Annotated in this window: 21 protein-coding genes and 1 tRNA gene; 7 read left to right on the forward strand and 15 right to left on the reverse strand. The window is 67.4% G+C overall.

Annotated elements, in window-relative coordinates:
• Nucleotides 1-472: 472 nt before the first annotated feature.
• Nucleotides 473-2,401: an ATP-binding cassette domain-containing protein gene (locus VSR71_RS01740; protein WP_342912220.1), complete on the reverse strand. Its 1,929-nt coding sequence runs from the start codon at nt 2,399-2,401 to the stop codon at nt 473-475.
• 566 nt (nt 2,402-2,967) lie between these two features.
• On the opposite strand from VSR71_RS01740, the gene VSR71_RS01745 reads away from it, so the two are divergent.
• Nucleotides 2,968-3,858 (forward strand): amino acid ABC transporter substrate-binding protein, encoded by an 891-nt coding sequence (locus tag VSR71_RS01745; protein WP_428979341.1) that lies wholly within the window; start codon nt 2,968-2,970, stop codon nt 3,856-3,858.
• Between the two features lie 95 nt (nt 3,859-3,953).
• On the forward strand, nt 3,954-5,132 hold the full coding sequence (locus tag VSR71_RS01750; RefSeq protein WP_342912222.1) for a benzoate/H(+) symporter BenE family transporter: 1,179 nt from the start codon (nt 3,954-3,956) through the stop codon (nt 5,130-5,132).
• Between the two features lie 54 nt (nt 5,133-5,186).
• Here the strand turns inward: VSR71_RS01750 and VSR71_RS01755 are convergent, their stop codons facing one another.
• Nucleotides 5,187-5,690: a hypothetical protein gene (locus tag VSR71_RS01755; protein WP_342912223.1), complete on the reverse strand. Its 504-nt coding sequence runs from the start codon at nt 5,688-5,690 to the stop codon at nt 5,187-5,189.
• A 251-nt stretch (nt 5,691-5,941) separates the two neighbouring features.
• Between VSR71_RS01755 and VSR71_RS01760 the strand changes: the two genes are divergently transcribed.
• Complete coding sequence (locus tag VSR71_RS01760; protein WP_342912224.1) at nt 5,942-6,274, forward strand: DMT family transporter; 333 nt, start codon at nt 5,942-5,944, stop codon at nt 6,272-6,274.
• A 373-nt stretch (nt 6,275-6,647) separates the two neighbouring features.
• Here the strand turns inward: VSR71_RS01760 and VSR71_RS01765 are convergent.
• A tRNA-Arg gene (locus VSR71_RS01765) sits at nt 6,648-6,722 on the reverse strand.
• A 64-nt stretch (nt 6,723-6,786) separates the two neighbouring features.
• On the reverse strand, nt 6,787-6,960 hold the full coding sequence (locus tag VSR71_RS01770; protein ID WP_342912225.1) for a hypothetical protein: 174 nt from the start codon (nt 6,958-6,960) through the stop codon (nt 6,787-6,789).
• Between the two features lie 338 nt (nt 6,961-7,298).
• Here VSR71_RS01770 and VSR71_RS01775 point away from each other — a divergent pair, with 338 nt between their 5' ends.
• A complete protein-coding gene (locus VSR71_RS01775) occupies nt 7,299-7,592 on the forward strand; it encodes a hypothetical protein (protein ID WP_029045595.1) in 294 nt (97 codons plus the stop codon).
• Nucleotides 7,593-7,678: 86 nt separating this feature from the next.
• Complete coding sequence (locus tag VSR71_RS01780; RefSeq protein ID WP_342912226.1) at nt 7,679-8,452, forward strand: PP2C family protein-serine/threonine phosphatase; 774 nt, start codon at nt 7,679-7,681, stop codon at nt 8,450-8,452.
• Between the two features lie 9 nt (nt 8,453-8,461).
• On the opposite strand, the gene VSR71_RS01785 is transcribed toward VSR71_RS01780, so the two are convergent.
• The 10 genes from VSR71_RS01785 to VSR71_RS01830 all read right to left on the reverse strand — a co-directional run bounded on the left by VSR71_RS01785 (nt 8,462) and on the right by VSR71_RS01830 (nt 21,768).
• Nucleotides 8,462-9,817, reverse strand: coding sequence for a sigma-54 interaction domain-containing protein (locus VSR71_RS01785; protein ID WP_342912227.1), 1,356 nt, complete (start codon nt 9,815-9,817; stop codon nt 8,462-8,464).
• Nucleotides 9,814-12,945 carry a peptidase domain-containing ABC transporter gene (locus VSR71_RS01790; protein ID WP_342912228.1) on the reverse strand — a complete coding sequence of 1,044 codons (3,132 nt, stop codon included), beginning with the start codon at nt 12,943-12,945 and terminating at the stop codon, nt 9,814-9,816. Before VSR71_RS01790 ends, VSR71_RS01785 begins: the two co-directional genes overlap by 4 nt.
• Complete coding sequence (locus VSR71_RS01795; RefSeq protein WP_209759944.1) at nt 12,926-13,678, reverse strand: peptidylprolyl isomerase; 753 nt, start codon at nt 13,676-13,678, stop codon at nt 12,926-12,928. Before VSR71_RS01795 ends, VSR71_RS01790 begins: the two co-directional genes overlap by 20 nt.
• Before the next feature lie 83 nt (nt 13,679-13,761).
• Complete coding sequence (locus tag VSR71_RS01800) at nt 13,762-15,141, reverse strand: HlyD family efflux transporter periplasmic adaptor subunit (protein ID WP_342912229.1); 1,380 nt, start codon at nt 15,139-15,141, stop codon at nt 13,762-13,764.
• Nucleotides 15,138-17,753: an FHA domain-containing protein gene (locus VSR71_RS01805; RefSeq protein ID WP_342912230.1), complete on the reverse strand. Its 2,616-nt coding sequence runs from the start codon at nt 17,751-17,753 to the stop codon at nt 15,138-15,140. The genes VSR71_RS01800 and VSR71_RS01805 overlap by 4 nt, the downstream gene beginning before the upstream one ends.
• Before the next feature lie 261 nt (nt 17,754-18,014).
• Entirely contained in the window at nt 18,015-19,442 is a 1,428-nt protein-coding gene (locus VSR71_RS01810) for an efflux transporter outer membrane subunit (protein ID WP_342912672.1), read from the reverse strand.
• A gap of 236 nt (nt 19,443-19,678) precedes the next feature.
• Entirely contained in the window at nt 19,679-19,948 is a 270-nt protein-coding gene (locus VSR71_RS01815; RefSeq protein ID WP_209759938.1) for a hypothetical protein, read from the reverse strand.
• A gap of 51 nt (nt 19,949-19,999) precedes the next feature.
• On the reverse strand, nt 20,000-20,269 hold the full coding sequence (locus VSR71_RS01820) for a hypothetical protein (protein ID WP_063241792.1): 270 nt from the start codon (nt 20,267-20,269) through the stop codon (nt 20,000-20,002).
• Between the two features lie 599 nt (nt 20,270-20,868).
• Complete coding sequence (locus VSR71_RS01825) at nt 20,869-21,297, reverse strand: DUF4399 domain-containing protein (protein ID WP_342912231.1); 429 nt, start codon at nt 21,295-21,297, stop codon at nt 20,869-20,871.
• A 45-nt stretch (nt 21,298-21,342) separates the two neighbouring features.
• Entirely contained in the window at nt 21,343-21,768 is a 426-nt protein-coding gene (locus tag VSR71_RS01830; RefSeq protein WP_342912232.1) for a DUF4399 domain-containing protein, read from the reverse strand.
• Between the two features lie 349 nt (nt 21,769-22,117).
• Between VSR71_RS01830 and VSR71_RS01835 the strand changes: the two genes are divergently transcribed.
• Nucleotides 22,118-23,263, forward strand: a complete 1,146-nt coding sequence (locus VSR71_RS01835; RefSeq protein WP_428979342.1) for a formylglycine-generating enzyme family protein — start codon at nt 22,118-22,120, stop codon at nt 23,261-23,263.
• A gap of 47 nt (nt 23,264-23,310) precedes the next feature.
• Here VSR71_RS01835 and VSR71_RS01840 read toward each other — a convergent pair whose 3' ends face one another.
• Entirely contained in the window at nt 23,311-25,365 is a 2,055-nt protein-coding gene (locus tag VSR71_RS01840; RefSeq protein WP_342912234.1) for a serine/threonine protein kinase, read from the reverse strand.
• A 426-nt stretch (nt 25,366-25,791) separates the two neighbouring features.
• On the opposite strand from VSR71_RS01840, the gene VSR71_RS01845 reads away from it, so the two are divergent.
• Nucleotides 25,792-26,061, forward strand: coding sequence for a hypothetical protein (locus tag VSR71_RS01845; RefSeq protein ID WP_342912235.1), 270 nt, complete (start codon nt 25,792-25,794; stop codon nt 26,059-26,061).
• The last annotated feature ends 39 nt before the right edge of the window (nt 26,062-26,100 follow it).

The raw sequence follows: 26,100 nt of genomic DNA on the forward strand, positions 1-26,100 counted from the left end.
TCGGCTGCGCTGCGCGCCGGCAGTATCCAGGATTTAGGGCACGGGCACGGAGTGCGTCGCTGCGCTCGCACAGCGCCGTCGTGAAAGACGCCGGGCCCGAAGCCGGGCGAGGACGTCGGCGGCAACCCTGCCTTTAGGGCCGGCGCGCAGCGCAGCCGTAGGCGTTCCTACCATGCCGCCTGCAGCAGGGGCCACCCACAGCTCTGGGCTCGTTCAATCACCGCATCAATCCCAAGCCACCGTGGCGCACCAGGGCGTCAGGCAGCCCTGCCCTGCAACGAAGCAAAGCCCCATACGAAAGCCTCCACCCACTACGATAAGAGTGGCCGCCCGCAGGGCCGTAAACGCGCTTTTTGGTGACTTTTTGTCGCTCGGACAAAAAGTTACCCGCCCAGGAGGGCGGAACCAGGCGGTTCAACGGCCGACAGCATGTCATCAACAGCCACAACAGCCCCCCAAATCCCCAACCCCTTTACCCCTCCCCCTTCACCTTCCCCTCCAACACCTCCCACCTCTCCAGCGCCTCCAGCAATTCCATCTCGATCTCATCATGCCGCGTGGCGAGCTGCGCCGCCTTGACCGCGTCGCTGACATAAAGCGAGCCATCCTCCAACTGCCCCGAGATCGTCTTCTGCTCGGTTTCCAGCGCGGCGATGCGCTCCGGCAGGCCGTCCAGCTCGCGCTGCTCCTTGTATGACAGCTTGACCGAGCGGTTGGCGCCGCGCGCCTCGCGCGAATCCTTGCCCTTGGCCGGCTCAGCGGACTTCTGCTCCGACTTGCTCGCAGCCTGGATCGCGGCGGCGCGGGCCGATTGCTCGACCCAGTCGGAATAACCCCCCACGGACTCGCGCCACACGCCTTCGCCCTCGGCGGCGATGGTGGACGTCACCACGTTGTCCAGGAACGCGCGGTCATGCGAGACCAGGAACACCGTGCCGCTATAGTCCTGCAGCAGTTCTTCCAGCAGCTCGAGCGTATCGATATCGAGGTCGTTGGTCGGCTCGTCCAGCACCAGCACGTTGGCCGGCCGCGCGAACAACCGCGCCAGCAGCAGCCGGTTGCGCTCGCCGCCCGACAGCGACTTGACCGGCGAACGCGCGCGCTCCGGCGCGAACAGGAAGTCGCCCAGGTAGCTCATCACGTGCTTGCGCTGGCCGTTGACCTCGACCCAGTCGCTGCCCGGGCTGATGGTGTCGGCCAGCGATTTTTCCAGGTCGAGCGCGGTGCGCATCTGGTCGAAGTACGCCACCTGCAGGTTGCTGCCGTTGCGCACCGTGCCGCTGTCCGGCGGCAGCTCGCCCAGGATCAGGCGCAGCAGCGTGGTCTTGCCGGCGCCATTGGGGCCGATCAGGCCGACCTTGTCGCCACGCATGATGGTGGCGGTGAAGTCGTGCACCACCACCTTGTCGCCATAGGCCTTGTTCACGTCGGTCAGTTCGGACACGATCTTGCCGGAGCGGTCGGCCTGCGACACCTCCAGCTTGACGTTGCCCTGCACTTCGCGGCGCGCGGCGCGCTCGGTGCGCATTGCCACCAGCCGCTGGATGCGCGACACGCTGCGCGTGCGGCGCGCCTCCACGCCCTTGCGGATCCACACTTCTTCCTGCGCCAGCAGCTTGTCGAACTTGGCCTGCTCGACCTGCTCGGCGGCCAGCATTTCTTCCTTGCGCGCCTGGTAGGCGGCAAAGTTGCCGGGGAAAGACACTAGCCGGCCGCGGTCCAGCTCGACGATGCGGGTGGCCACGCGGTCCAGGAAGGCGCGGTCGTGGGTGATCAGCAGCACGCTGCCGCGGAACGACAGCAGCAGGTCTTCCAGCCAGCGGATGGCTTCCACGTCGAGGTGGTTGGTGGGCTCGTCCAGCAGCAGGATGTCGGGTTCGGCGACCAGCGCCTGCGCCAGCGCCACCCGCTTCTGCAGGCCGCCGGAGAGCGCGTCGACGCGCGTGTGCGAATCCAGCCCCAGCCGGGCCAGCGTGGTTTCGACGCGGGTGCGCAGCTGCCAGGCGCCGGCGGCGTCCAGCTCGGACTGCAGCCGGTGCAGTTCGGCCAGCGCCGCTTCGTCGTCGTGATGCTCGGCGACGCGATCGGCGGCGGCCTCATAGCGCATCAGCAGGTCGTGCGCGTCGCCCATGCCCTGCGACACCGCGTCGAACACGGTGATGCCCGGCTCGAACTGCGGCTCCTGCGGCACGTAGGCGCTGGTGACGCCGCTCTGGCGCGCGATCAGGCCGTCGTCCGGCGCCGACAGCCCGGCCACGATCTTCAGCAGCGAGGACTTGCCCGAGCCGTTGCGCCCGATCAGGCCCACGCGCTCGCCGGCCTCCAGCGAGAAATCGGCGTGGTCGAGCAAAGCCACGTGCCCGAAGGCGAGCTGGGCGTCGGTGATGGAAAACAGGGCCATGGGAGAAGACGACGAATGGAAAGACGGAGCCGGATGGGACGGGGATGTTTGCCGGGCACGGCGCGGCAGCCCGCATTGTAGACGACCCCGGCCGGCAGGCGCCCTCCGGCAGGCGGCCCAAAAAAAGAAGGGCCCGCGCGGTGCGGGCCCAAGAGTCTCTCCTCGGTGCCCTGCTCGCAAGGCACGCAAACAGAATATCAATGCGCCCGTTCCCGCTCCAGTCGGACAACTCCGTAAGGGAAAGTCCCGTCAACCCGGGCGTTGCTCGCCGGGCACGATTGCCGCGCCGGCAGTTGTCCGCACCCGGCGCCGCGTGGAACAATGGCTCGTCCTGCACCCTGGGTGCCGGCACGACCAGCAAGACAACGCAGAGCCGGCGCCACAGCCGGCCAGAAGAGGGAACGGGTGGTCGGCATTCGGCCGCCCGCGCCCGGTTCCAGTCATCTTTGTACGGGGGTTACATGTTCGATCCGGGTCCGGGGCGCCTGCCTTCCTGCGGGAAGCGCGCGCCCGTCTCTTCATGCCTTGCCCTGGCCGCGCTGGCGGTGGCGATGCTGGCCGCGGCCATGCCGGCGCCATCCACCGCCGCCACCGCGACCACCACCGCCGACACTGACGCCACGGCGCCGTCCGGCGGCGCGCCGGTGCTGCGCCGGATACGGCAGACCGGCGCCATCCGCATCGCCCACCGCGAAAGTTCGGTGCCGTTCTCCTTTGTCGTCGACGGCAAGCCGCTCGGCTATGCCGTCGACCTGTGCCTGAAGGTCGCCGACGCCGTACGCGGCGCGCTGAAGCTGCCGTCGCTGCGCGTGGACTGGGTGCCGGTCACGCCGGCCAGCCGCATCCCGGCCATTGTCGAGGGCAAGGCCGACCTGGAATGCGGTTCCACCACCAACAACCGCGAGCGGCGCGAGCAGGTCGCCTTCACCATCCCGCACTACATTGCCGGCAGCCGCATGCTGGTCAAGGCGGCGTCTGGCATCAGCAGGTGGCCGGACCTGCGCGGCAAGACCGTGGTCTCGACCACGGGCACGACGCCGCTGGCAACGCTGCGCAAGATGGATGAGTCCGGCGCGCTGCAGCTGCGGCTGGTCGAGGCCAGGGACCACGCCCAGGCCTTCGCCATGGTCGAGGCCGGCAAGGCCGATGCCTTCGTGATGGATGACGTGCTGCTCTATGGCCTGCGCGCCAACGCCGCGCACCCGGACGACTACCGCGTCACCGGCGACCTGCTCACCATCGAGCCCTACGCCATCATGCTGTCGCGCCACGACGCAGCCTTCAAGCAGCTGGTCGACAAGACGCTGGTGGCGTCGATCTACGACCAGGACACGCAGCGGCTGTACCGCAAGTGGTTCCAGGCGCCGATTCCGCCGCACGGCATCCGGCTCGATATCCCGATGAGCTACCTGCTGCGCGACTCGTTCAAGTTCCCGAGCGACAAGGTGTCAGACTGACGCGGCCAGGGGAAGGCGCGCCGGATGGTACGGCCAAGGCACTCGTGCGAAGATGTCGGCCTGCCAATGTGCGTGCCCCGTTCCGCGCCTCCCCGATGACCACCGCTTCGCTGAAACTTTCCGACCTGTCCGTCTCCGCGCTCGTCGCCGGACTGGTCGCCACGCTGACCGGCTATACCAGCTCGCTGGTGCTGATGATCCAGGCCGGCCAGGCCGCGCACCTGACCGACGCGCAGATCTCGTCGTGGATCTGGGCGCTGTCGATCGGCATGGGCGTCACCACGGTCGGCCTGTCGCTGGCTGCGCGCATGCCGATCGTGGTGGCGTGGTCCACCCCTGGCGCGGCCTTGCTGATCGCCAGCCTGCCCGGCGTGCCCTACCCCGAGGCAATCGGCGCCTTCCTGATGGCCGCGCTGCTGATGGTGGCCGCCGGCATGACCGGGTGGTTCGACAAGCTGATGCGGGCGCTGCCGGCCAGCATTGCCTCGGCGCTGCTCGCCGGCATCCTGTTCCGCATCAGCGTGGATGTGTTCGTGCAGGCGCAGCACCAGACCGTGCTGCTGCTGGCGATGTTCGCCGCCTACCTGCTGGGGAAGAAGCTGTGGCCCGCCTACGCGGTGCCTGGCGTGCTGCTGACGGGGGTGGCAGTGGCGGGCGCGCTCGGCCAGCTTGACTTCTCCGGCCTGCGGCTGGAACTGGCGGTGCCGGTGTGGACCACGCCGGCGTTCTCCCTGTCGGCCTTCATCAGCATGGCGATCCCGCTGTTTATCGTCGCGCTGGCGTCGCAGAACATCCCCGGGCTGGCGGTGCTGCGCGCCGACGGCTACCACGTGCCGGCCTCGCGCCTGATCGCCGTGACCGGGCTGGCGTCGGCCGCGCTGGCGCCGTTCGGCTCGCACGGCATCAACCTGGCGGCGATCACCGCGGCCATCTGCACCGGCCCGCAGGCCGACCCGGACCGCAACCGCCGCTATACCGCGGCGGTAGTCTGCGGCATCGGCTACCTGGTGGCGGGCACGCTGGCCGCGAGTATCGCCGCGCTGTTCGCCGCCTTCCCCAAGGCGCTGGTGGTCGGCGTCACGGCGTTCGCGCTGCTGGGCTCGATCGCCAACGGCCTGACCGTTGCCATGCAGACGCCGGCCGAGCGCGAAGCCGCGCTGCTGACCTTCATGATCACCGCCTCGGGCATGACCCTGGCTGGCGTCGGCTCGGCGTTCTGGGGCGTGGTCGGCGGCATGCTGGCGTTCTACGTGCTGCGCCAGCGCGCGGCGTGACCGCCTGGACCGCGTGAACGGCCCGGGCACCCTGAACGCCCCCCCAAGGCGCCGCTACAGCATCAGGAAGGCAACGTCGGCGGCGCTGACCGCATCGGGCGGCACGCCCTTGCGGCGCTGGAACAGGATGTGCTGCAGCACGCGGTCGCGGTGCGTGGCGAAGGTCTGCGGGTCCAGCCGCAACGCCATGCGCGCGTAGTGCTCGGCCATCAGCTTGTAGACCCGGTGGCGCACCAGCAGCATCTCGCTCTCTGCCTTGAACCGGCTCATCGTCCCGGTGTGGTCGTCTTCCAGCTGGCGCATGCCGACCACCACCCGCGCATGCATGCCCCGGTAGCGGTCGATTTCCGCATGGGCCTTGCGCAGCTCTTCTCGCAGCGACCTGACCTCCTGCATCAGCTTCATGTTGTGCTGCACGCCCCGCTGGATGCGCGTGGCTTCTTCCAACGCATGGTCCGCCGCGGCGATGGTGTCCTGCCACGGCGTCGCGTCCGGCTCCGGCTCCCCGGACTGCGTGGTCGTCAAGGCGGCCGTGCCGTCGATGCCGGTGTGATTCATACCGCTCCCCTTACCCCAAAAGCCAGCCGCCGGCATCGTCAGGTTCGTGCCGGCTTGGTCAGGCCGCAATACCGCGACTGCCAGTCACGCACGCCGCAGGGCGTGCCTTGTTCTGTATTTTGTTCCATTCAAAACCGCAATGGCGCTTCGCACAACCACCGCAACGGAGGGACGAGGCTTTGGCGCAACATGGCGGCGGCGCTAAGATGCCGGTTTGGCGCGATGCCGCCTCCCGATTTCCAGCCCCAGCCATGAACGGATACCTGCTCCTCGCCCTCGCCATCGTCGCCGAAGTCATCGCCACCAGCAGCCTGAAGGCCTCGCAAGGATTTACGCGTCTTTTGCCGAGCGTGCTGGTGGTGGGCGGCTACGTGGCCGCGTTCTGGCTCCTGATGATGGTGATGCGGACCGTGCCGGTAGGGATCGCGTATGCAATCTGGAGCGGAGCCGGGATCGTGCTGGTAACGCTGATCGCGGTGGTGCTGTACCGGCAGATCCCCGATCTGGCGGCTTGCCTGGGGATCAGCCTGATTATTGCCGGCGTCGCGGTGATTCAGCTTTTTTCGAAGACGAGCGCGCACTGAGCAACGCCATGCCCAGGCCGTAAAGTGCAACCGGCTTGATTGCTGGCAGCCGGAATACTTACCGAACCTCGCACGGCCCAGGCGTACATGTCACGGTAGAGCCCGGCGGTACGATGACCGTACGGCCGCTCGGCGGCGGATCAGCAACGGTTCGCTGCACCGAGATGCAGCCGGCGAGCCCGAGAAGCGGCAACAACACCAGTGAACGTACGAGAAGTCCGACGCGTGCCATGGCGATCTCCCTGTATGGCAAGGCTGCGGCCGGCAGGTGCCCGGAACGCAACCTTTGCCTCTGCGGAAGTATAGGCAAGCAGGGCGCAACTAGCGCGCCAATGGTCATCGAGCCGGGAGGGGAAGAACTGGATGGAGGCTGTGGTCCCGCCGACAGGAATCGAACCTGTATCTAGCGCTTAGGAGGCGCTCGTTCTATCCATTGAACTACGGCGAGGGGACCCTGAAGCAGGAGGGGAGTATATCAAAATCCTCTTGCCGGAAGTGAGGCGCCGCGCGCCTCAGTGCGAGTGGATATCCGCCGCGAACGCCAGCGCCTGTCCGAGCGACTCGCATTCGGTGAGGTTGCCGAAGTCGTCCGTCACGCATATCTCCCGGTGTCCCCAGAAAGGCGTCCGGACGATGCTCAGTCCGAGCCGGTTGAGGGGTTCGACGATCGTCGGCAGGATCAGCATGACGCCCTCGCAGGATGCGTGAGGGCCCAGTGTCGCTGCGGGGCGCGCGCCGCATCGGTGGTCTGCGGCACATAACAGAGGAGTATTACGGCTGGCGCGGGTTTTACCGGTGTGCGGAACAGTGGCGGGGAATTTCCGACATGTGTTCGCAATGGTGTCGGTGCCAGGCCAACGCTATTACCGGTCCGCCCGATGGCGCGAGGCCGTGCCGCCGTCCCCCAATCCGCACCGCACGGCGACCTGCCGCCAGCCGGGCGAGCGGCCGCGACCGCTGGCACGCGCCTTGCTGTATTCCGGTACCGCCCGGCACCACGCCGCCACTACCCGGAGACAGAAACATGGCCACCCTAGCTATCCACGATCTTGCCAGCTGCCGCGAACTTGCATCCGACGCCATGGCCCGCGTGCGCGGTGCCGGCGGGCAGTGGGTGTTCGGGTGGATCCGCCCGTTCGTGCCGTCGTCGCCGGTGCCGGCCGGCGCGGTGTTCAACTTTTACGAGATCAACTACAGCTTCTATGCTGATCAGATGAACAACCAGTTCCAGAACATCGATATCCGCAACAACGCGCCCAACTCCAACATCAGCGTCCAGGGCGACCAGGGCGCGAGGAACGACGGCCGCCTGGTCTGAGCAACCGTCGTGGCATGCCCCGGCGCGTCGGGGCATGAGATGGGCAGCAAAGGAACAAAGGGCGCGATGCGGAGCGGAGGCTAGTTTTGGGTTTCGATTCGCACTTCCAGTGGACCTCGGCGGCCTGCACCGACGTCGGCCGCGTACGCGAACGCAACGAGGATGCGTGCCTGGACCTGCCCGCGCAGCAGCTGTGGGCGGTCGCCGACGGCATGGGAGGACACGCCGTCGGCGACTTCGCCAGCCAGGCCGTGGTCCAGGCGCTGGCCGCGCTGCCGCCGCAGCCGCTGCTGGAAGACCGGATGGAGGCCACGCGCGCGGCGATGCAGGGCGTCAACCTGGCGCTGGTCGACGAAGCCGCGCGGCTGGGGGTGCGCTGCATCGGCAGCACGGTGGTGGTGCTGCTCGCCGGCGACCGGCGCTGCGGCTGCCTGTGGGCGGGCGACAGCCGGCTGTACCGGCTGCGCGGCGGCGAGCTGGTGCGGCTGACGCGCGACCACAACCAGGTCGAGCGCCTGCTGGCGCGCGGGCTGATCACGCCCGAGCAGGCGCGCCACCATCCCGCGCAGAACACCATCACGCGCGCCGTCGGCGCCGCGGCAACGCTGGCGCCGGAGCAGCTGCTGACCGAAGTTGCCGATGGCGACGTCTTCCTGCTGTGCAGCGACGGCCTGAGCAATGAGGTCGACGACCCCGACATCGCCGCGGTGCTGGCGCAACAGGATCCGCCGCAGGCCGCGCAGACGCTGCTGAAGATGGCGCTCGATGCCGGCGGGCGCGACAACATCTCGGTGGTGGTGATCCGCGCCGCCGATCCTTACGGCGACAAGACGCTGGTCAATCCCGAGCTGGACACCTGAGCGCCGCGCCTACCCCTTGCTCGCTTCCGCCTGCCGGCTGGCGCGGAAATCCTTGGAATGGATGCCGTGCTTCTTCAGCAGCATCTGCACGTGCGAGCGGTTCATATCGAAGCGCCGCGCCAGCTCGGCAACGGTGCCGCCGACTTCCTGCAGCCCGCGCTCCAGGAAGGCGCGCTCGGCTTCGTCGCTGGCCGCGCGCTTGGCCTCGCTGAGCGAGGTCGGCATGGCGATGTCGGCCCCCGCTCCCCCTGCTGCCCCCGCCGCCCCTACCACCGCCAGCGCCGCCGGCCTGGGCCGGAGGTCCTGCGGCAGTTGCGCCAGGTCGGCGGTGTCGCCGGCCAGGCATGAGAGCCGATACATCAGGTTGCGCAGCTCGCGGATATTGCCGGGGTAGTCGTAGTGCAGCAGGAACTCGCGCAGCCGCGGCGTCAGCCGGACCGGAGCGCGCTTGAGCATGCTGGCGGCCTCGTCGCTGAAGTAGGACACCAGCAGCGGGATCTCGTCGTGCCGCTCGCGCAGCGCGGGCAGGCTGACATGGATCACGCTCAGGCGGTAGAACAGGTCTTCGCGGAAGGTGCCGGCCTCGCTCATCTTGCGCAGGTCCTTGTTGGTGGCGGCGACGATGCGCGCATCCACCGAGATGATCTCGTCAGAGCCCACGCGCTGGATCTCGTGCGCTTCCAGCACGCGCAGCAGCTTGACCTGCCCGGTCAGCGGCAGCTCGCCGATCTCGTCGAGGAAGATGGTGCCGGTATGCGCGCTTTCGAACTTGCCGCGCCGGTCGTTGCTGGCGCCGGTGAAGGCGCCCTTCTTGTGGCCGAACAGTTCGGATTCGAGCAGGCTGTCGGGGATCGCGCCGCAGTTGACCGAGATGAACGGCTTGTCGGTGCGCGAACCGTTGGCGTGGATCACCTTGGCCATCAGCTCCTTGCCGGTGCCGCTCTCGCCGTCGATCAGCACCGGCAGGTCGGTCGGCGCGGCCTTCTCGGCAATTTCCAGGGCTTCGAGCAGCTTCGGGTTGTCGCCAAAGGTTCCCTCGAAGATAAAGCTGCGCTCCATCAGCGCCTGCCGCCGTTCGCGCGGCATGCGTTCGACTTCCTGCTGCGGCGGCGCAGCCCCGTCCGCGCTTTCGGCCGAGCTTTCAGCAGATGACGCCGCCTGCACGAAGCGCTCCTTGTGGGACAGCCCCATGACCTCGTCGCGCAGCGTGGTGGCCTGCTTGAGCAGCTTCTCGATCTCGGGGCGGTCCAGGCGCGACGCCCAGCGCAGCGTCGAGCGCAGGATCTCGATCTTCTCGATCAGGCCGGCGAACGACACCGGCGAAGTGACCGAGGCGGGGGTGGCACCCTGGTTGTATAGCTTCATGCTGCGCTCAGTTGCTTCTGCACCAGTTGGAAATACATGCCCTTGCGCTCCAGCAGCTCATCATGCCGGCCCTGCTCGACGATCGCGCCTTCATACAGCACCAGGATCTTGTCGGCCTGCATGATGGTGCTGAGGCGGTGCGCGATGATGACCGCGGTGCGCCCGCGCAGGATCTCCTGCATGTTCGCCAGGATGTTGCTTTCGGATTGCGTGTCCAGCGCCGAGGTCGCCTCGTCGAACACCAGCAGCCGCGGGTCGTGGTACAGCGCGCGGGCGATGCACAGCCGCTGGATCTGCCCGCCCGACAAGCCCATGCCGCGCTCGCCCACCACCTGCTCGTAGCCGAGCGGCAGCTTGCTGATAAAGGCATGGGCGTCGGCCATGCGCGCCACTTCCTCGATGCGGCGCCGGTCCGGGCTGTCGTCGCCGCAGGCGATGTTCTCGGCGATGGTGCCGGAGAACAGCAGGTTGGACTGCATCACATAGCCGACCTGCGCGCGGTAGAACGCGGCGTCGATCACGTTGAGGTCGTAGCCGTCCACCGACATCGAACCCTCGGTCGGCTTGTAGAAGCCCACCAGCAGCTTGGCCAGCGTGGTCTTGCCGGAGCCGCTGCGCCCGACGATGGCGACCATCTCGCCCGGCCGGATGGTGAAGCTGATGTTCTCCAGCACGTAGGGCGTGTCCTCGCCGCCATAGCGGAAGTACAGGTCCTTCATCACGATCTCGCCCTGCAGGTCGGGCAGCATCACGCGCGACAGCACGTCCTGCGGCTTCTGCTCGGGCTCCAGGTCGAGCACGTCGCCGAGCCGCTCCATGGCCACGGCCGCATCGTTGAGCTGGCTCCACAGCGCGACCAGGCCCATCAGCGGCGCCAGCACGCTGCCCATGAAGGCGTTGAAGGCAATCAGCTGGCCGATGGTCAGCTCGCGCTCGAGCACCAGCGTCGCGCCGACCCACAGCACCGCGATGGTGGTGGCGGCATTGAGCAGCTGGCTCACCAGCCCCACCAGAATATGGAAAGCCTGCGCCTTGTATTGCGACTCCAGCGCCTTGGTGTACTTGCGCTCCCAGCGCAGCCGCACCGGACGCTCGATGCCCATGCCCTTGACGGTCTCCGCGCCTCCCAGCGTTTCCATCAGGTAGGCCTTGGCATCGGTCGACGTGGCAAAGACCTCGCGCGCATAGGTCTTGACCTTGGGCGTCACCACCACCGTCAGCGCCGCGATCGGGATCACGAAGGCGATCAGCAGCAGCGTCAGCTTGACGTTGTAGAGGAACATGATGGTGAAGTAGATAAACACCATCAGCAGGTTCAGCGCCGTGGTCACCGTCGACTCGGTCAGGAAGGCGCGGATGGTCTGGTTCTCCTGGAAGCGCGCGAAGATGTCGCCGGTCTTGCGCTTGGCGAAGAACGACAGCGGCAGCGACATGGTGTGCTTGAAGAAATGCGACATCATGGCGAAATCCATGTTGCGCACCATGAAGTTGGCCAGGTACGCGCGGATCGTCGACATCAGCTGCGAGAACACGTTGGCAATGATGAGCCCAGCGATCAGCAGGTGCAGCAGCCCCACGTTCTGGTGCACGACCACGCCGTCGAGGATGTTCTGGATGATCAGCGGCGGCACCACGCCCAGCATCTGGATCACGAAGGTGGCCAGGAACAGGTGCGCCAGGATCTTCTTGTACGGCGCCAGGTAGCCGATGAAGCGCAGCCATGGCGAGCGCTGCACCGACAGCTGCGTCATGCTCTCGCCCGGCGAGAACAGCAGGCAGGTGCCGCTCCAGCCGCGCTCGAACTCCTCCGCGCTCATCTTGCGGAAGCCGATGGCGGGATCGGCCACCCACACCCAGCGCGACGAGATGCCGTACACCACCACGTAGTGGTAGCCCTCCCAGTGCACGATGAACGGCAGCTCGAAGCCCATCAGCGAGTCGCGCGTGCATTGCACCCCGCGTGTGGTAAAGCCCAGCGCCTCGCCGGCGCGCGCCAGGCTGTCGAGCGTGGCGCCCTGCGTGGTCACGTTGGCCAGCTCGCGCAGCTTGCCCAGCGTCATCGGGATGCCGTAGTGCCGGCAGATCATCGCCAGGCAGGCGGCGCCGCAGTCCATCTCCTCGGCCTGCTCGACCAGGCCGAAGCGGCGGATCAGCTTTTCGCCCAGTTCCGGCTTCGAATGCAGGTCCAGCAGCACCGGGCGCTTGCGCCGCTCGGCCAGCTTCTTCTGCCGATGCAGCTCGCGGTCGAGCGCGCGGATGCGTTCTTCCAGCACCTCGCGCAGGCGCGGATTGCGCTCCAGGATCAGCTGCACGGTCTTCTCGGGGATGACCAGCAGCCGCACGTCAGTCTCGGCGACGGCCGCGGCCAGCTGCTCCTGCCGCATCACGCAGGCGCGCTCGCCGAAGATATCGCCCTGGCCAAGCGTCGCCAGCGGAAACTCGCTGCCCTCTTCGCTGCGCACCACGCGCACGGTGCCCTGGCGCACCACGTACAGGCGCCGGTCCTCGCGCCCGTCCTGCTTCAGGATCTCCTTGCCGGCACTGACGCGCTTGACGCCCACGCTGCGCACGGCATCGGCCAGTTCCTGCTTGTCGAGCTTGCCGCGCAGGTCGAACAGCCGCGCGACAAAGCCGCCGGCGGAACTGATCGCGACATAGCTGGTGACAAAGGCCAGCGCGGCCGGGTTGCCGGCGACCACCGGCTCGGCAACGCTGCGCGGGATCATCAGCAGTTCGGTCTTGCCCGACGCGCGCACCGACGATTCATGCCGGTACTCGCGCAGCAGCGCGATATCGGCAAAGACCTCGCCAACCTTGCGCACGCCCATGCTGATTTCCTTGCCGTGTTCTTCGTTGAACACGCGCACGGACCCCGACTTGACGATAAACAGGCCGGCCGCCGCGTCGCCGGCATTGCAGACGGTATCGCCAAAGCCAAAGGTCAGCACCTGCGCAGCATCGGCCAGGCGCGCCAGTTCCTCCGGCGTCAGCACCGACAGGATTTCCACGCCGGCGAGGAAAGCGGCCAGCGCGGAGCCGCCCTCGGGCCTTTCCGACGCAGTCGGGGCAGCCGGGGCGGCGGCCGCGGCGGAGGCTTCGCCGGACTCGCTAGCGGGCTTCGATGACATGTTCCTGCGCCCTGCCCATCAGCCAGTCTTCGCGCAGCAGGCGCCGCACTTCCACCGCCACTTCGCTGTCGAGCGTGGCGGGATGCTTGGCGCGCACCAGGAAGACTTCGAAGAAGGAGCGGTCCGGCGCGGGAAACGGCCCCAGCAGGTCACCCGGCTCCGCGTTGAACACCTTGGCCTCGATATCGGTCTTGAGCGAGCCGCGCAGCACCTTGCCGATCTCGCCACCGTGCTCGCGCGTGTCGGCGATCGAATGTTCGCGCGCCATGTCGGCGAACGCCTCGGGATCGTCCTGCAGGTACGAGATCAGTTCCTTGGCCTTGCCTTCGCTGTCGACCACGATATGGCTGACCTCGATGCTGTCGAAGCGCGGCGAGTTCAGCGCAAAGTACTCCTGCACCGCGGCGTCGCTGCAGACCTGCTCCATCATCCGTTCCTGGTACAGGTTGTCGGTGATGAACGCCTCGAACTCGTCGAGGCTGACATTGAGCGCATCGAGGTAGTGGTTCATGTCTGCAGCGCGGTGCAGCCCCTGCACGCGGCGGAACTGGTCGGCGCGCTCCTGGATTTCGTCGGGCGTGACCACCATGCCCTGACGCTTCGCGGCGTGCACGGTCAGCTTGTCGCGCACCATCTGCTCGACCAGCCCTTCGAACTGCCCGGTCAGCTTGAGCAGCCGCACGAATTCCTCGACGCCGAGCACCTCGTCGTCGATACGGACAATGCCAGTCATGTCTAGGCTCCTTTGACGGCCCGGTGCGTACGCACGGGCATGCAGTTTGGCTGTTGCTGTGTTCTCCCGGCTGCCGCCGGCATTTATCCCGCCACCTCGCGGAAGGGGTCGAGCCCCAGGTCGATCAGGCGGCGCTCGCGCACCACGATCTCCGCCGTGGCAGTCATGCCATAGCGCAACGGATACTTGCTGTCGGCCACGGTGTAGTAGTCGCGCGCCAGGCGCACCCTGCCCTCGTACACCGGCTGCTTGTCCGGACCCGGCTTGGTCGCGGGCGAAATGAATTCCAGCGTGCCTTCGATGATCCCGTAGCGCTGGTACGGAAAGGCGCTGAACTTGAGCTTGACCAGCAAGCCTTCGCGCAGGAAAGCCCGGTCGCGCTCGGCAATGACGATCTTGACCACCGGGCGCGCATCCTTGGGCGCGATCCCGCCCAGCGGCGTATTGGCCTGCACCTTGTCGCCGCGCTGGGTGGAGGTGACATCGGTGATCACGCCAGACACTGGCGCCAGGATCAGCAGGAAATTGTCCTTGTCGATATTCTCGAAGCGGATGCGCGCGGCCGCGTCGGCCACCAGCCGTGCGGTCTGTACCTGCAGCCGCAGCTTGTCTTCGGTGCTGGCGATCTCGCGCATCGCGGCGTCGTACTGCACGCGCAGCCCGGCAAGGTCCTGCCCGCTGCTTTCGAGCAGCGCACTGGCTTGTGTCATCTCGCGCCCCAGGCGGGCATCGAGTTCGCTCAGCCGCGACTGCGCCACGCGCAGGTTGTTCTCGGCGTCCTGTGCCGCGGCACGCTTGGCATCGAGCTGCGACTGCGACACGCCGCCGCCGCCGGGCAGCGCCAGCAGGCGCGCATAGCGGTCCTGCTCCTGGCGCGCGAACTCGCGCGCGCGCCGGGCGTTTTCCAGGTTGCTGCGCGCTTCCTGCAACTGCGCGCGCTGCTCCTCGGCCAGCCGCGTGGTGCCCTGGGCGAGGCGGTTCTCGTGCTGGCGCGTGGCCACGTCGATCTGCTGCTTGAGCGCGTTGGCGCGGCGTTCCATCAGCGCCTTCTTCTCCGGAAACTGCTTCCATTCGCGCTCGGAATCCTCCAGCTTGAGCTGCGCTTCCAGCGCATTGGCGGCGGCCTCGATCGCGCCGCGCGCGTTCAGGCGCGCCAGTACGTCGTCCTTGGATACCGGCTGGCCTTCGGCAACGTACAGGTCGGCCAGCTCGCCGTCGACCGGCGCATAGAAGCGCCGCACTTCCGATTCGGGTGCCAGCGTGCCTTGCGCGGTGACGATGACGTCGGCGTGGCCGACGAAGGACCACACCAGCCCGCATATCACCAGCGCGAACGTGGTGACGATGGTCAGCATGCCCAGCCGCGACGGCTCCGCGGTAAGCAGGCCGATACCCTCTGCGCTGTGGTCTTCCAGCGCTTCGGACAGCGGCTTCAGGCCGGCCTGGCGGGAATCGTCCTTCATGGCTGCCTCGCTGGCTGCTGCGGCGTCGGGGCCGGGTCGGCCGCTTCACCCGGGGCGGCATCCGCGGGCACCTTGCCGCTGTCTTCGCCGCCGATCAGCTCGAGCTTGGTCTTGAGGACAGCGGGATCGAGCACGGTGCGCAGCTCGCGCAGCGCATGGCGCTGCTGGTCGGCCTCGGTGCGGATCTCTTCCTCGACCTTGGCCAGCTGCGCAAGGTCCGCACTTTCGCCGGCGCGCAGCTGCGTAAAGATGCGCATGCCCTGGCGCGCATCATCCTGCGCCTGCGACAACAGCCGGGCCTGCGCGCGGAACTTGGGCGAGATGCCGGGCTCGAGCCGCTGCTCGCTGCCGATCACGCCGTTGCTGCGGTATTGCTTCCACGCGGCGACGGCGCTGCCCATCAGCTCGCGCGCGCGCCGCAGCGCGCTGTCGCGCACACCGTTGACATCGGCTTCCACCGCCCTGGCGAAGAACTTGTCTTCGTCGGCGTCGAGCATGGCGTAGAAGCCAAGCAGGCGGTCTTCATAACCCTTGCTGCCGCGCGCCAACTGCAGCTCGGCAAACTGCGCCGCCACCTTCTGCTTGTGCGCGAGGTCGCGGGCGAGATCATCGCTCCAGGCACCGCCCTGAATCTGCCTGAAGCCAGCCAACGCAGCGTTGCTGTCGCCCTTCTGCCATGCGCTGGCGGCTCTGGCGTATTGCGTTGCCATCTCCGGCGGCGGCAAGCGCGGCGATAGTTGCACAAACTGCGCCTGGAACGGCGGCGTGGCAAAGCGGCTGTCGGCCAGCCGCGCCACCAGCGTGCCGGGGCGGCGCGCGCGCAACGCCTGCAGCAGCGCGGTGTAGCGGTCCAGGTCCGACTGCACCTGGTCCAGGCCGGCCAGCCGCGGGTATTTTTCGCGATAGTCGGCGATCACCGGCTGCAGCGCTTCGGGACGGTCACGGCCGAGTTCGGTGGCGATGGTGGCATCGAGCCGCGCGATCGCCGCGAGGTAGACCGACGCATCGTTCTGCAGCCGGCGCACGTCGCTGAGCGCATCGGCATAGAGATCGCGGAATGCCGGCACGTCGGCGGCGATGCGGCCCAGCGCGCGCTGGTGCGCGATGGTGTCCTGGTTCCAGTGCGCCAGCAGCTGGCGGATCGGCGCCTCGTCGCTGTAGAGGCGGATCGGCGCATCCGCGCCGCGCTGCGCGGCATAGCGTTCGAGCCGGCCGATCCATTCGAGTTCGGCCACCAGCGGCCGGGCGTCGGCGTTATGCGTGCCGAGCTGGCGCATCTGCGCGAGCGCAGCATCGGCACCGCCGAAGTCGCCGGCCTTGAGCTTCACGACCCAGCCGGGCACGTAGGCGCGCAGCAGCGCTTCGGTGCCGAGCGCCTGCACCTCGGCATCGTCGGGATGGCGCGCGAGATAGCTGTCGGCCGCCTTCGCGGCGCCGGCGTAGTCGCCCGCCGCATGCAGGGTATGCACCGCGCGCTCGTCGGCGCCGCGCCAGTAGAGCGCCACGCCGGCCAGCACGGCCAGCAGCAGTAGCGCGCCGCCCCAGCGCGCGGCGCGCCGCAGGCGTTTGCCGTCGGCGAGGCCGAAGCTGCGCGCCGCTTCCGCCAGCAGCAGCGCAACGCGCCCGCGCTTGCGCGGCGGATGGTCCGGCGCGGCAGTTGCGGCCGCGGCCTGGGCTTCGGCGTCGGCGTTGACTTCGTCTTCCTGGCGCGAAGCGTAGTCGACGCAGAAGATGTCCAGGAATGAATCGGCAGCGCCGACAAAGGTGGTGCGGTCCTCGTCGTCGCATGCGGCCGGTTCAGCCGCCACTGGCGCCGGTACGGCAGGCTCCAGCGTGGTGCGCGTCGCGGTGGCATCGTCGTCGCCGGCACGGCAGACCTCGGCCTTGTAGACGAAATGACTGCCGCCGAAAGCAATGCGGTCGCCGTTGTCCAGCGGCACGCCGTGGTCCGCGAGGCGTCTGCCGTTGACGAAGGTGCCGTTGGTGCTGCCGAGGTCTTCCAGGAACGGCACGCCGCCCTTCAGGTACACGTGCGCGTGCCGGCGCGACAGGTAGTTGACCTGCTGCGGATAGTTGTCGCGATAGCGCGCAAAGGCATCGTCGGCCTTGCTGATCAGGTACGGGAAGCCGTCGACATGGATGGGCAGGAGCCCGACATCGCCGCGCTCCGGCAGCAGCGTCAGCGCGACCCGCGGCGGCTCCGGCTGCGGCGCGCGCGGCGACAACCGCACGCGGAACGACAGCGCGGGACCGAACGCCAGCTCGTCGCCATCGCGCAGTTGCGCCGGTTGCCGCGCCACCGCCGCGCCGTTCACGCGCGTGCCATTCTTGCTGCCCAGATCAGCGACATAGACAGCGCCTTGCTCGGCAAAGATGCGCGCATGGCGCCTCGACAGCGGCGCGGCGAGGTCTTCGGGATAGGCGGCGAATGGCAGCTCGGTGCGGCCGACCGGGAACAGGTCTTCGTCGATGCGGATCTCGCCCAAGTCCGGCCGCGAGACCGGCGTCAGGAACACATCGAATTCCCTTGCCAGATCCTGGCTCGACTCCCGAGCGATCCCCTGGGCCATTTTCACCGGCATTTCCATGATCAGTGCTTCGTCAGGAGCCATGTTTCCAGGGAGCCAACAGCGCGGCTGCCACGGCGGCCGGCCAAGGGGGGTGAAGCGACTAAGAACATAGTAGGCGACGGCTTAGGCTAGTCAATCGGCTGCGGCGCGCGTGCAGCCGCGTGCTTTCACGGGGTTGAGCAGGGAATGAGGCAGGGACGGCACGCTGCGCGCCAGGGATTGCGCAACGCGTTGCGTACGCATGCGTCACGCCGCGCGCGAAGGGGCCCGCGGGCACCAGCGCGCTGCGCGGCAGCGCGCGCGCTATTGCGGCTGGCTGGCCGCCGTGTTGCGCACTTCGGTGTCGGGCCAGCCGCCGCCAAGCGCCTTGTACAGCGTGACAGTGTCGGCCAGGATCTGTTGGTGGACCGCCAACAATTGCAGTTGTGCGTTCAGCAGCGAGCGTTCGGTTTCGAACACCTCGAGCTGCGACACCACGCCTTCCCTGAGCTGCGCCTCGATCTGCGCCGAGACCACGCGCAGCTGCTCCACCTGCTGCTGCAGCTCGACGCGCTGCTTCTTGTGCGCATCGACATTGACCAGTGCGCTCTCCACCTCTTCAAAGGCGGTCATCACGGCCCGGCCATATTCGTTTTCCGCCACGCCCACCTGCGCCTCGGTGGTCTTCACGCGTGCACGCACGTTGGGATCGAGCATGGGCAGGTTGATGCTCGGCATGAAACCGAAGGTGAAGGACTTGAGCAGGTCGCTCAGCGCAAAGCTGGCGGTGCCGCCGCGCGCGGTCAGGCTGATGCTGGGCAGCTGCGCCAGCCGCGCCTGGCCGACGATGTTGTAGGCCGCCAGCACGCGATACTCGGCCGCGACGATATCGGGCCGGCGCGCCAGCAACTGCGACGGCAGGCCGGCCGGCACGCTGGGCGGCTTGACGCGATCCTGCAGGCGTCCCGCCGGCACCTTGAGATTGCCCGCGGGCACGCCCACCAGCGTCGCCAGCGCGTTCTCCGCCACATCGCGCGAACGGCGCAGCTCCAGCAGGTCCTTGTTGAGCCGGTTGATTTCCGCCTGCTGCTGCATCACGCGGATCTTGGGCACCAGGCCGTTCTGGTACATGGCCTGGTAGGTGGTGAGGATCTGCCCGTTCTTGGCGACGGTGCGCGTCTGCTGCTCGATCTGCTCGTCGAACTGCAGGATCGTGAAGTAAGTGGTCGATACATTGGACACCAGCGTCAGGTAGCCGGCGCGCCAGTCGGCCTCGGTGGCGCGGAACTCGGCGGTCTGCGCCTGCACGCCCTTCTCGACCTTGCCCCAGATATCGATATCCCAGTTCAGCTGCGCGCCAGCGTTGTAGGTCCAGGTGGACTTCTGCCCGGTGCTTTTCTCGAAGCTCGCGCCGGCGCCGATATCGATCACCGGGAGCGCGCCGGCACGTGCTTCGCCGATCTGCGCGTTCGCCACGCGGATGCGCGCGGCCAGCACCTTGATGTCGTAGTTGCCGGCCAGCGCCTGGTCGATCAGGCCATCCAGGTACGGGTCGTTGAAGTTGTGCCACCAGTTGGGCTGCACCGCGTCCCTGGGCGACACCGTGATCGAATCCTGGCGCGACCATTCGGCCTTGGCGGGCGTTTCCGGGCGCTGGTACACCGGCGGCCGGAAATCGGCGCAGCCTGCCAGCAGTGCGGCGCAGGCGGCGGATGCGAGCCAGGCAAGGCGGCGCGAGGCTTGGGTCGGCATGACCCGGGGAGCGGCGGTAAGGGATACGGGCACGGTGCGATCCTGCGTGCGTGCGCGGCGGGCGGGACGCGCTGGCGTGCCGTGGCCGCGAATGTCTGTCTGTATTGTGGTGCGCGCGGGCGCGCGCTCCAACCCCGATCTGCATCAGGCGAAATCAGGTGCAGCCGGGCATGGATGGGCACATAAGGCGCGCCGCGGAGACATCCCCGCGGCGCAGCGCCATCTCAACAAGCTTCTCAACGATAGATGTTGTTGCTGGCGTTCTGGTTGGTATCCACATGCGAACGGACATGGTCGAGGAAGGCCGAGCCGTTGCCGTTCAGGTTGGTGACAGACTGCATCTGCGCGATTTCCTGCGTGGCGGTGATGCTGCTGTCGAGCTTGAGCTTGATCGGGGCGTAGACCGCCGCGAAGGGCATGTAGCTGAGACCGCCGCGCACGGCGTGCATGCGCTTGCTGTCGAGGGTTTCGGTGGCGGGCAGGTCCTTGATGGTCAGCGTGGTCATGATCGTTCTCCGGGTATCGGTATGGGTGCGTGGGCAGCTATGGCGCGGGGCTCAGCCGTAGATGTTGTTGGTGGCGTTCTGGTTGGTGTGGACGTTCGACTTGACGTGGTCCAGGAACGCGGAGCCGTTGCCGTTCATGTTGGTGACGGTCTGCATTTGCGCGATTTCCTGCGTGGCGGTGATGCTCTTGTCGATCGACAGCTTCAGCGGCATGTAGGCGGCGACGAACGGCACGTAGGCGAAGCCGCCGCGGACGGCGTGCATGCGCTTCTGGTCCAGGGTGTCGATGGTGGTCAGGTCGTTGATGGTCAGCGTGGTCATGATGGGCTCCTGGTGCGGATGGTGTTGCCTTGGTTGGGTTCGAGCATCGGGTTGGTGTCGCGCTCGGTTGGGATATCGCAGGGAGCGTGCCAGGGGGTGGGGGTTGGGGGTTGGCGGTTTGTAAACGCCTGAAAACAAGGGGTTTTTTGTTTGGCCTTGCCCTTCAGGCTCAAGTTACCGCTGCTTTGGAAGGGCTCTGGCTGGTGGGTTCGACCCAACACGTTGAGGGTGTGTGTTGGGTGTCCTGTGACAGCGGAATCGGTGTTCCGGAGGTTATGCGCTTGCGCTTGGGATCTGGCGGTTGTTTTTGTGCCCGGTTCCGCCCTGAAGGGCGGGTAACTTTTTGTCCGAGCGACAAAAAGTCACCAAAAAGCGCGTTTACGGCCCTGCGGGCGGCCACTCTTATCGTAGTGGGTGGAGGCTTTCGTATGGGGCTTTGCTTCGTTGCAGGGCGGCACTGCCTGACGCCTTGGTGCGCCACGGTGGCTCGGGATTGATTCGATGTTTGAACGAGCCCAGAGCTGTGGGCGGCCCCTGCTGCTGGCGTCAACGCAGGAAGACCTGCGGCTGCGCGGCGCGCCGGTCCTATGTGTGTCCTTTTACTTCACATAGATCGTGATCCGCTTCGAATAAACCGGCGGGTTGGTCGGGATGTGCTTGTCATCCCCCATGATCAATTGCAGCGTGTGCTTGCCGGGCGGCAGCTCCAGCATGGTCTCGGTCTCGCCCGCGCCGAAATGCAGGTGGTTGCGGTCGTTCGGGATCTCCTTGTCCATCGGCGGCAGCTCGACGTCGATCAGCAAGTGGTGGTGCCCGGTGTTGGGGTACTTCACATCCTTCGGCGCCACCCCCATGTTCCGCAACCCGAACCACACCTTGAACGGCTTGCCGGCAGGCATCACCTGTCCGTCATTGGGCCAGCCGATATAGAGATAGGCGTTCGGCGGCGCCGGCGTGGATCCGCCCTGGGCCGCGAACGACACCAGCACGCTGGCAGCCAGCGCAGCGGCAGCAAGTAGTCTGGACATAACCCTCTCCCGTGGTGACCGTGCAATGCCACGCCGAACGCAACGCTAGCGCACGGTGATCGTGATCTTCTTCGAATAGATCGGCGGCTCGAACGGTATGTGCTTGGCGTCGCCCATCAGCATCTGCAGGGTGTGCTTGCCCGGCGGCAGTTCGATGCGCGCGTCGGTCTCGCCCGCGCCGAAGTGCAGGTGGTTCCGGTCGTTCGGGATTTCCTTGTCCAGCGGCGGCAGCTCGACGTCGATCAGCAGGTGGTGATGGCCACAGCGCGGCAGCTCGATGCCCTTGGGGCACACGCCCATGTTGCGCAGGCCCATGCGCACCCAGAACTTGCCGCCGGTGATCACCGTACCATCGTGTGGCCAGATGATGTAAGCCTCGGCATTGGGTGGCGCGGCTGTCGACAGGGACAGCGATGGCGCGGCCGCGAACACGGCAGCCGCCGCCAGGCGGAACAGGAATCGTCTGGACATACGCCCTCCCCGGAGATCTGCCCGAAACCCGATCACGTTGTCCCGTCAGCCCGTTCTTGTTGCTTGTTGGCCAGCGCTCGGCGATTCGTCATTCAGGTTAGGACGCAAGCCTGGAAAATGCGACCCCGGCGAAGCGCGGCGGCTTGCAATGCTTCGCCCGGGACACAGGCGCTGTGCTATCTTGAAGCAAGCCGGTCGAGGTCTCGGCAACACCACAATGCGCCCGCAGGGCATGTGCCGGCATGCAATCGGGTTCGCTGCCGTCCGACGAGGTGTGAAGATGTGGCGCAATCTACCAGTCGTGCATCTGGCCGCGATGGCCGGGATTCTTGCCTCCACGGCATTTTCCATGGGTGCGGCTTCGGCAGCGTCCACGGACACGCTGCTGCTGGCCGGCATCCTGCCCAAGAACACTGACGAGCAGTACGAGCTCAGCTTCTGGGAATCAATCAAGAACAGCAACTACGCCGCCGACTACGAGGCGTACCTGAAGCAATATCCCAATGGTCGCTTCGCGGTGCTGGCCAAGGCACGGCTCGAGCGGCTGCGTGCGTCGGCACCGGCGCCTGCGCCTGCGCCCGCGCCGAAGGCGCAGCAGCCCGCGCCGCCGCGGGCCGGCACTTCCTCGGGCGGGCAGGTTTCGCGCGCGCCGGCCGCGTCCGCGCCGGCCGCTGCGCGTTCCGCGCCTGCTCCTGCCCCGGCTCCGCCCTCGGCGGCAGCCCCCAAGGCCGGCGCCGCTGCCGTTGGCTCGGTCAGTGTCGCGCCGCCGCCAGCCCGCGCCGGCGAAATCCGCGATTGCCCTGCATGCCCGGTATTGATCGCGCTGCCAGCAGGCAGCTTCACCATGGGCAGCAGCGCCAGCGATCCGGCGGAGAAGCCGCCGCACCACGTCACCATCGGCCAGCCGTTCGCGATCGGCCGCTTCGAAGTCACGGTCGAGCAGTGGAATGCCTGCGTTGACGCCGGTGGCTGCCAGCGCGTGCCGACCATTGCTGAAAGCGCCAAGAACTCACCGGTCCGCGATGTCAGCTGGGACGATGCGCAACAGTACGTGGAGTGGCTGAGCAAGACCACCGGCAAGGCCTACCGCCTGCCGACAGAATCGGAATGGGAATACGCGGCGCGCGGCGGCACCGGCAGCGCGTTCTGGTGGGGCGACCAGATGCGCAAGGGCAACGCCAACTGCAAGGAATGCGGCGATCCGTGGAGCAACGATGCGCCGGCGCCGGTGGGTTCGTTCGCCGCCAACCCGTGGGGCCTGCATGACGTCAACGGCAGCGTGTGGGAATGGGTGGCCGATTGCTGGCACAGTTCGTACAAGGGCGCGCCCGCGGACGGACGCGCCTGGAACGAGAACGCCTGCGGCTCGCGCGTGATCCGCGGCGGCTCGTGGCGCGAAGGGGCCAGCTACATGGTGTCTTCCACGCGCTTCAAGTACAGCCCGAGCGTGCGGCAGTCGCAGAACGGCTTCCGCGTCGCGCGCGACATGAAATAGCGCGCAGCAGTATCTGGCATAAAGTGCAAGCAAGCGCGTGCGCGTGGTCAGCGCGCACGCGTCGAGATCTGCACTACGTCCGCGCTGATGCGATCGCTGCCATAGGTGCGCGCCATCTGCGCCAGCGGCTTCTCCAGCGCGCGCAGGTATTCCTGCCGCCCTTCCACCTCGGTGCGGCGCCCCTCGAACAGCGGCACCGGCGTCGTCAGCAGCACCACCAGTTCGGTGCCGAAGGGGGCCGACACGACCCACGCGCCGCCTTCGCCGATCGTCGCCTGGTGGCCTGCCGGGGCCTGGTGGGCCGAGACCCGTGAGCTGGGCACCATGTGCGCGACCTTGCCGTCGGCCGCGAAGTAATCGACGTAGACATAGGATTCCTGTGCCGGCGTACGCAGCTCCAGCACCAGCGGCGAGCCATCGGTCAGCTGCGAGCTCTTGCCGCGCAGCCGCAACGACGAGGCGCTGCCGCCTTCGCGATTGCCGGACCAGTACGGCGCAACCAGCTTCGCCACCTCGCACTTGTCCTCGGCAAGGGGCTGCGTCTCGACGGTCACGCCCTTCACGCCGGGCAACGCCGCCAACTGCTCCCGCAGGCGCGCCGGCCCCACGCTGTCTGCCAGGAAGCCGCGCACGCGCAGCGTATGGGCCTTCTCGCTGGCGCTGAGCAACGAACACGGCACGGCGGCGAGCGCCTTGGTGACCTCGGCCATGGAGAACACCGCGGGGCGCGCGGGCGCAGGCGGTTCTGCCGGCGGCTTTACGGGTGGCGAGACGGGCGTCGTGACGGGCGCTTCCGCGCGCGTCTGGGCGGGCGGCGCGGCGGGCTGGCGCTGCGCATGCCAGGCGTAGTAGCCGATCGCCGACACCCCGGCCAGCACGGCGGCGACACCGCCGATCATCATCGGCGAGCGCTGCGACGGCGTGGTCATCGGCACCGCGCTCATGCCGTGCAGGAAGCGCGCGACGGTTGGCGTGCGCGTGGCGCGATCCAGCGACAGTGCCTCGCGCATCGTCTTCCACTGCGTGCGGCTGAGCTGCGGCGGCTGCTGCGGCTTGACGCCCGCTTCGCGCGCCTGGTTGGCCGACATGCGCTGATATGGATGCTTGCCTGTGATCAGTTCGTAGGTCACGCAGGCCAGCGCGTAGATGTCGTCGCGCGGGTCGGGCTCGCGGTGCTCGAACATCTCGGGGCTCGCATATGCCGGCGTCATGCCGCCCAGCGAGCCGGGATCGAACACGGTGCGGTCGGACTCGTCAGCCGGCGGCAGGAAGCCGCGCGCGATGCCGAAGTCGATCACCTTGACCTCGCCGTTGTCGGTCAGGAACACGTTGGCGGGCTTGAAGTCGCAGTGCACGAAGCCGCGCTCGTGCGCATAGGCCAGTGCGTTGCCCATGCCGTTGATGATGGGCATGGCGCGCGCCATCGGCATGCCGCTGAAGCCAGGCGCCTTCAGCACATGGTTGAGCGAATTGCCCGACAGGTACTCCATGGTCAGGAAGACCACCGGCCCGTCGCGGTCGAAGTCGTAAACGGTAACGATATTCCGGTGCGCCAGGGTCTGCGCCTTGCGCGCCTCGCGCTGCAGCGCGATCAGCGACTTGGGATGGCCGCTGAACTGCAGGTTCAGCACCTTGATGGCGATATAGGGCTTGCGGTCGGACGCCTCCAGCTTGCGCAGGTCGAGCGCCTTGTACACCGTGCCCATGCCGCCCACGCCCAGGCACTCTTCCAGCACGAAGCGGCCGTTCAGCGTATCGCCCACGCCCTTGGCATGCGCCGCCGGCGGCAGCGTGCCGGCCTCGGGCGAGGTCGCGTAAAGCGAACCCGTCTGCGGCCCGGTGGCCATGCGCGTGGCTTCGGTGACGCCCTCGAACTGCGTGGCGCTGCGGCGCTCGATGCGCCGCATCACTTCGGCATAGACCGCGGGCGGGAACGGGAAGCGCGTGTTTTCCTCGATCACCACGCGCGCCGCCTGGCTGGGCGAGGTGGGGTCCTGGGCCAGTGCCGTCTCGAACGACGCAACGAATTCGTCGTCGGACAGTCCTCCGTTCTGGAACTTTCGGATCAGGTCTTTAAGACTGGCCACGGCTCGCCCTGACATGGTTTTCGGGCAGGGTTGCGCGCGCTGTGTGCAGTGCGAAGTTGCCCTGTCTTCGATGGATACTAGTGCGCACCCATGGCATGCGCAATCCGTGCGCTTGCGCTGCGCTGCCGGCACGCAACGCCATGCGCTTGCGGCGCCGGCGTGCGCCGGCCGCGATCGGCGCCGACTGTCGCTGCCGCGCCAACAGCGGTGCCGCGGGTGTTGGCCCGGCACCGCCATACAGCGTCCCGCAATGGCGCACACGAGCGGTGGCGGCAAGTCGACATGCTCGTCAAAAACCCCTTGTTTTCAGGCATTTGCGTGCGGCGCGAGCAGCTCGCCGCGGTGCTGGCACGCTCCCTGCGATATCCCAACCGAGCGCGACACCAACCCGATGCTCGAATCCAAACCCAAACGCAATACCTTCCGCCATTGGAGACCATCATGACCACGCTGACTATCAAGGACCTGTCCTCCGCCGAAACCCTGGACCGCAAGGGCATGCAAGCCGTGCGCGGCGGCTTCGCCTACGTGCCGTTCGTCGCCGCCTACATGCCGCTGAAGCTGTCGATCGACAAGAGCATCACCGCCACGCAGGAAATCGCGCAAATGCAGACCGTCACCAACCTGAACGGCAATGGCTCGGCCTTCCTGGACCACGTCAAGTCGAACGTCCACACCAACCAGAACGCCACCAACAACATCTACGGCTGAGCCCCGCGCCATAGCTGCCCACGCACCCATACCGATACC

It is taken from the genome of Cupriavidus oxalaticus (genome assembly GCF_038900635.1).
Classification (GTDB): Bacteria; Pseudomonadota; Gammaproteobacteria; order Burkholderiales; family Burkholderiaceae; genus Cupriavidus; species Cupriavidus oxalaticus_B.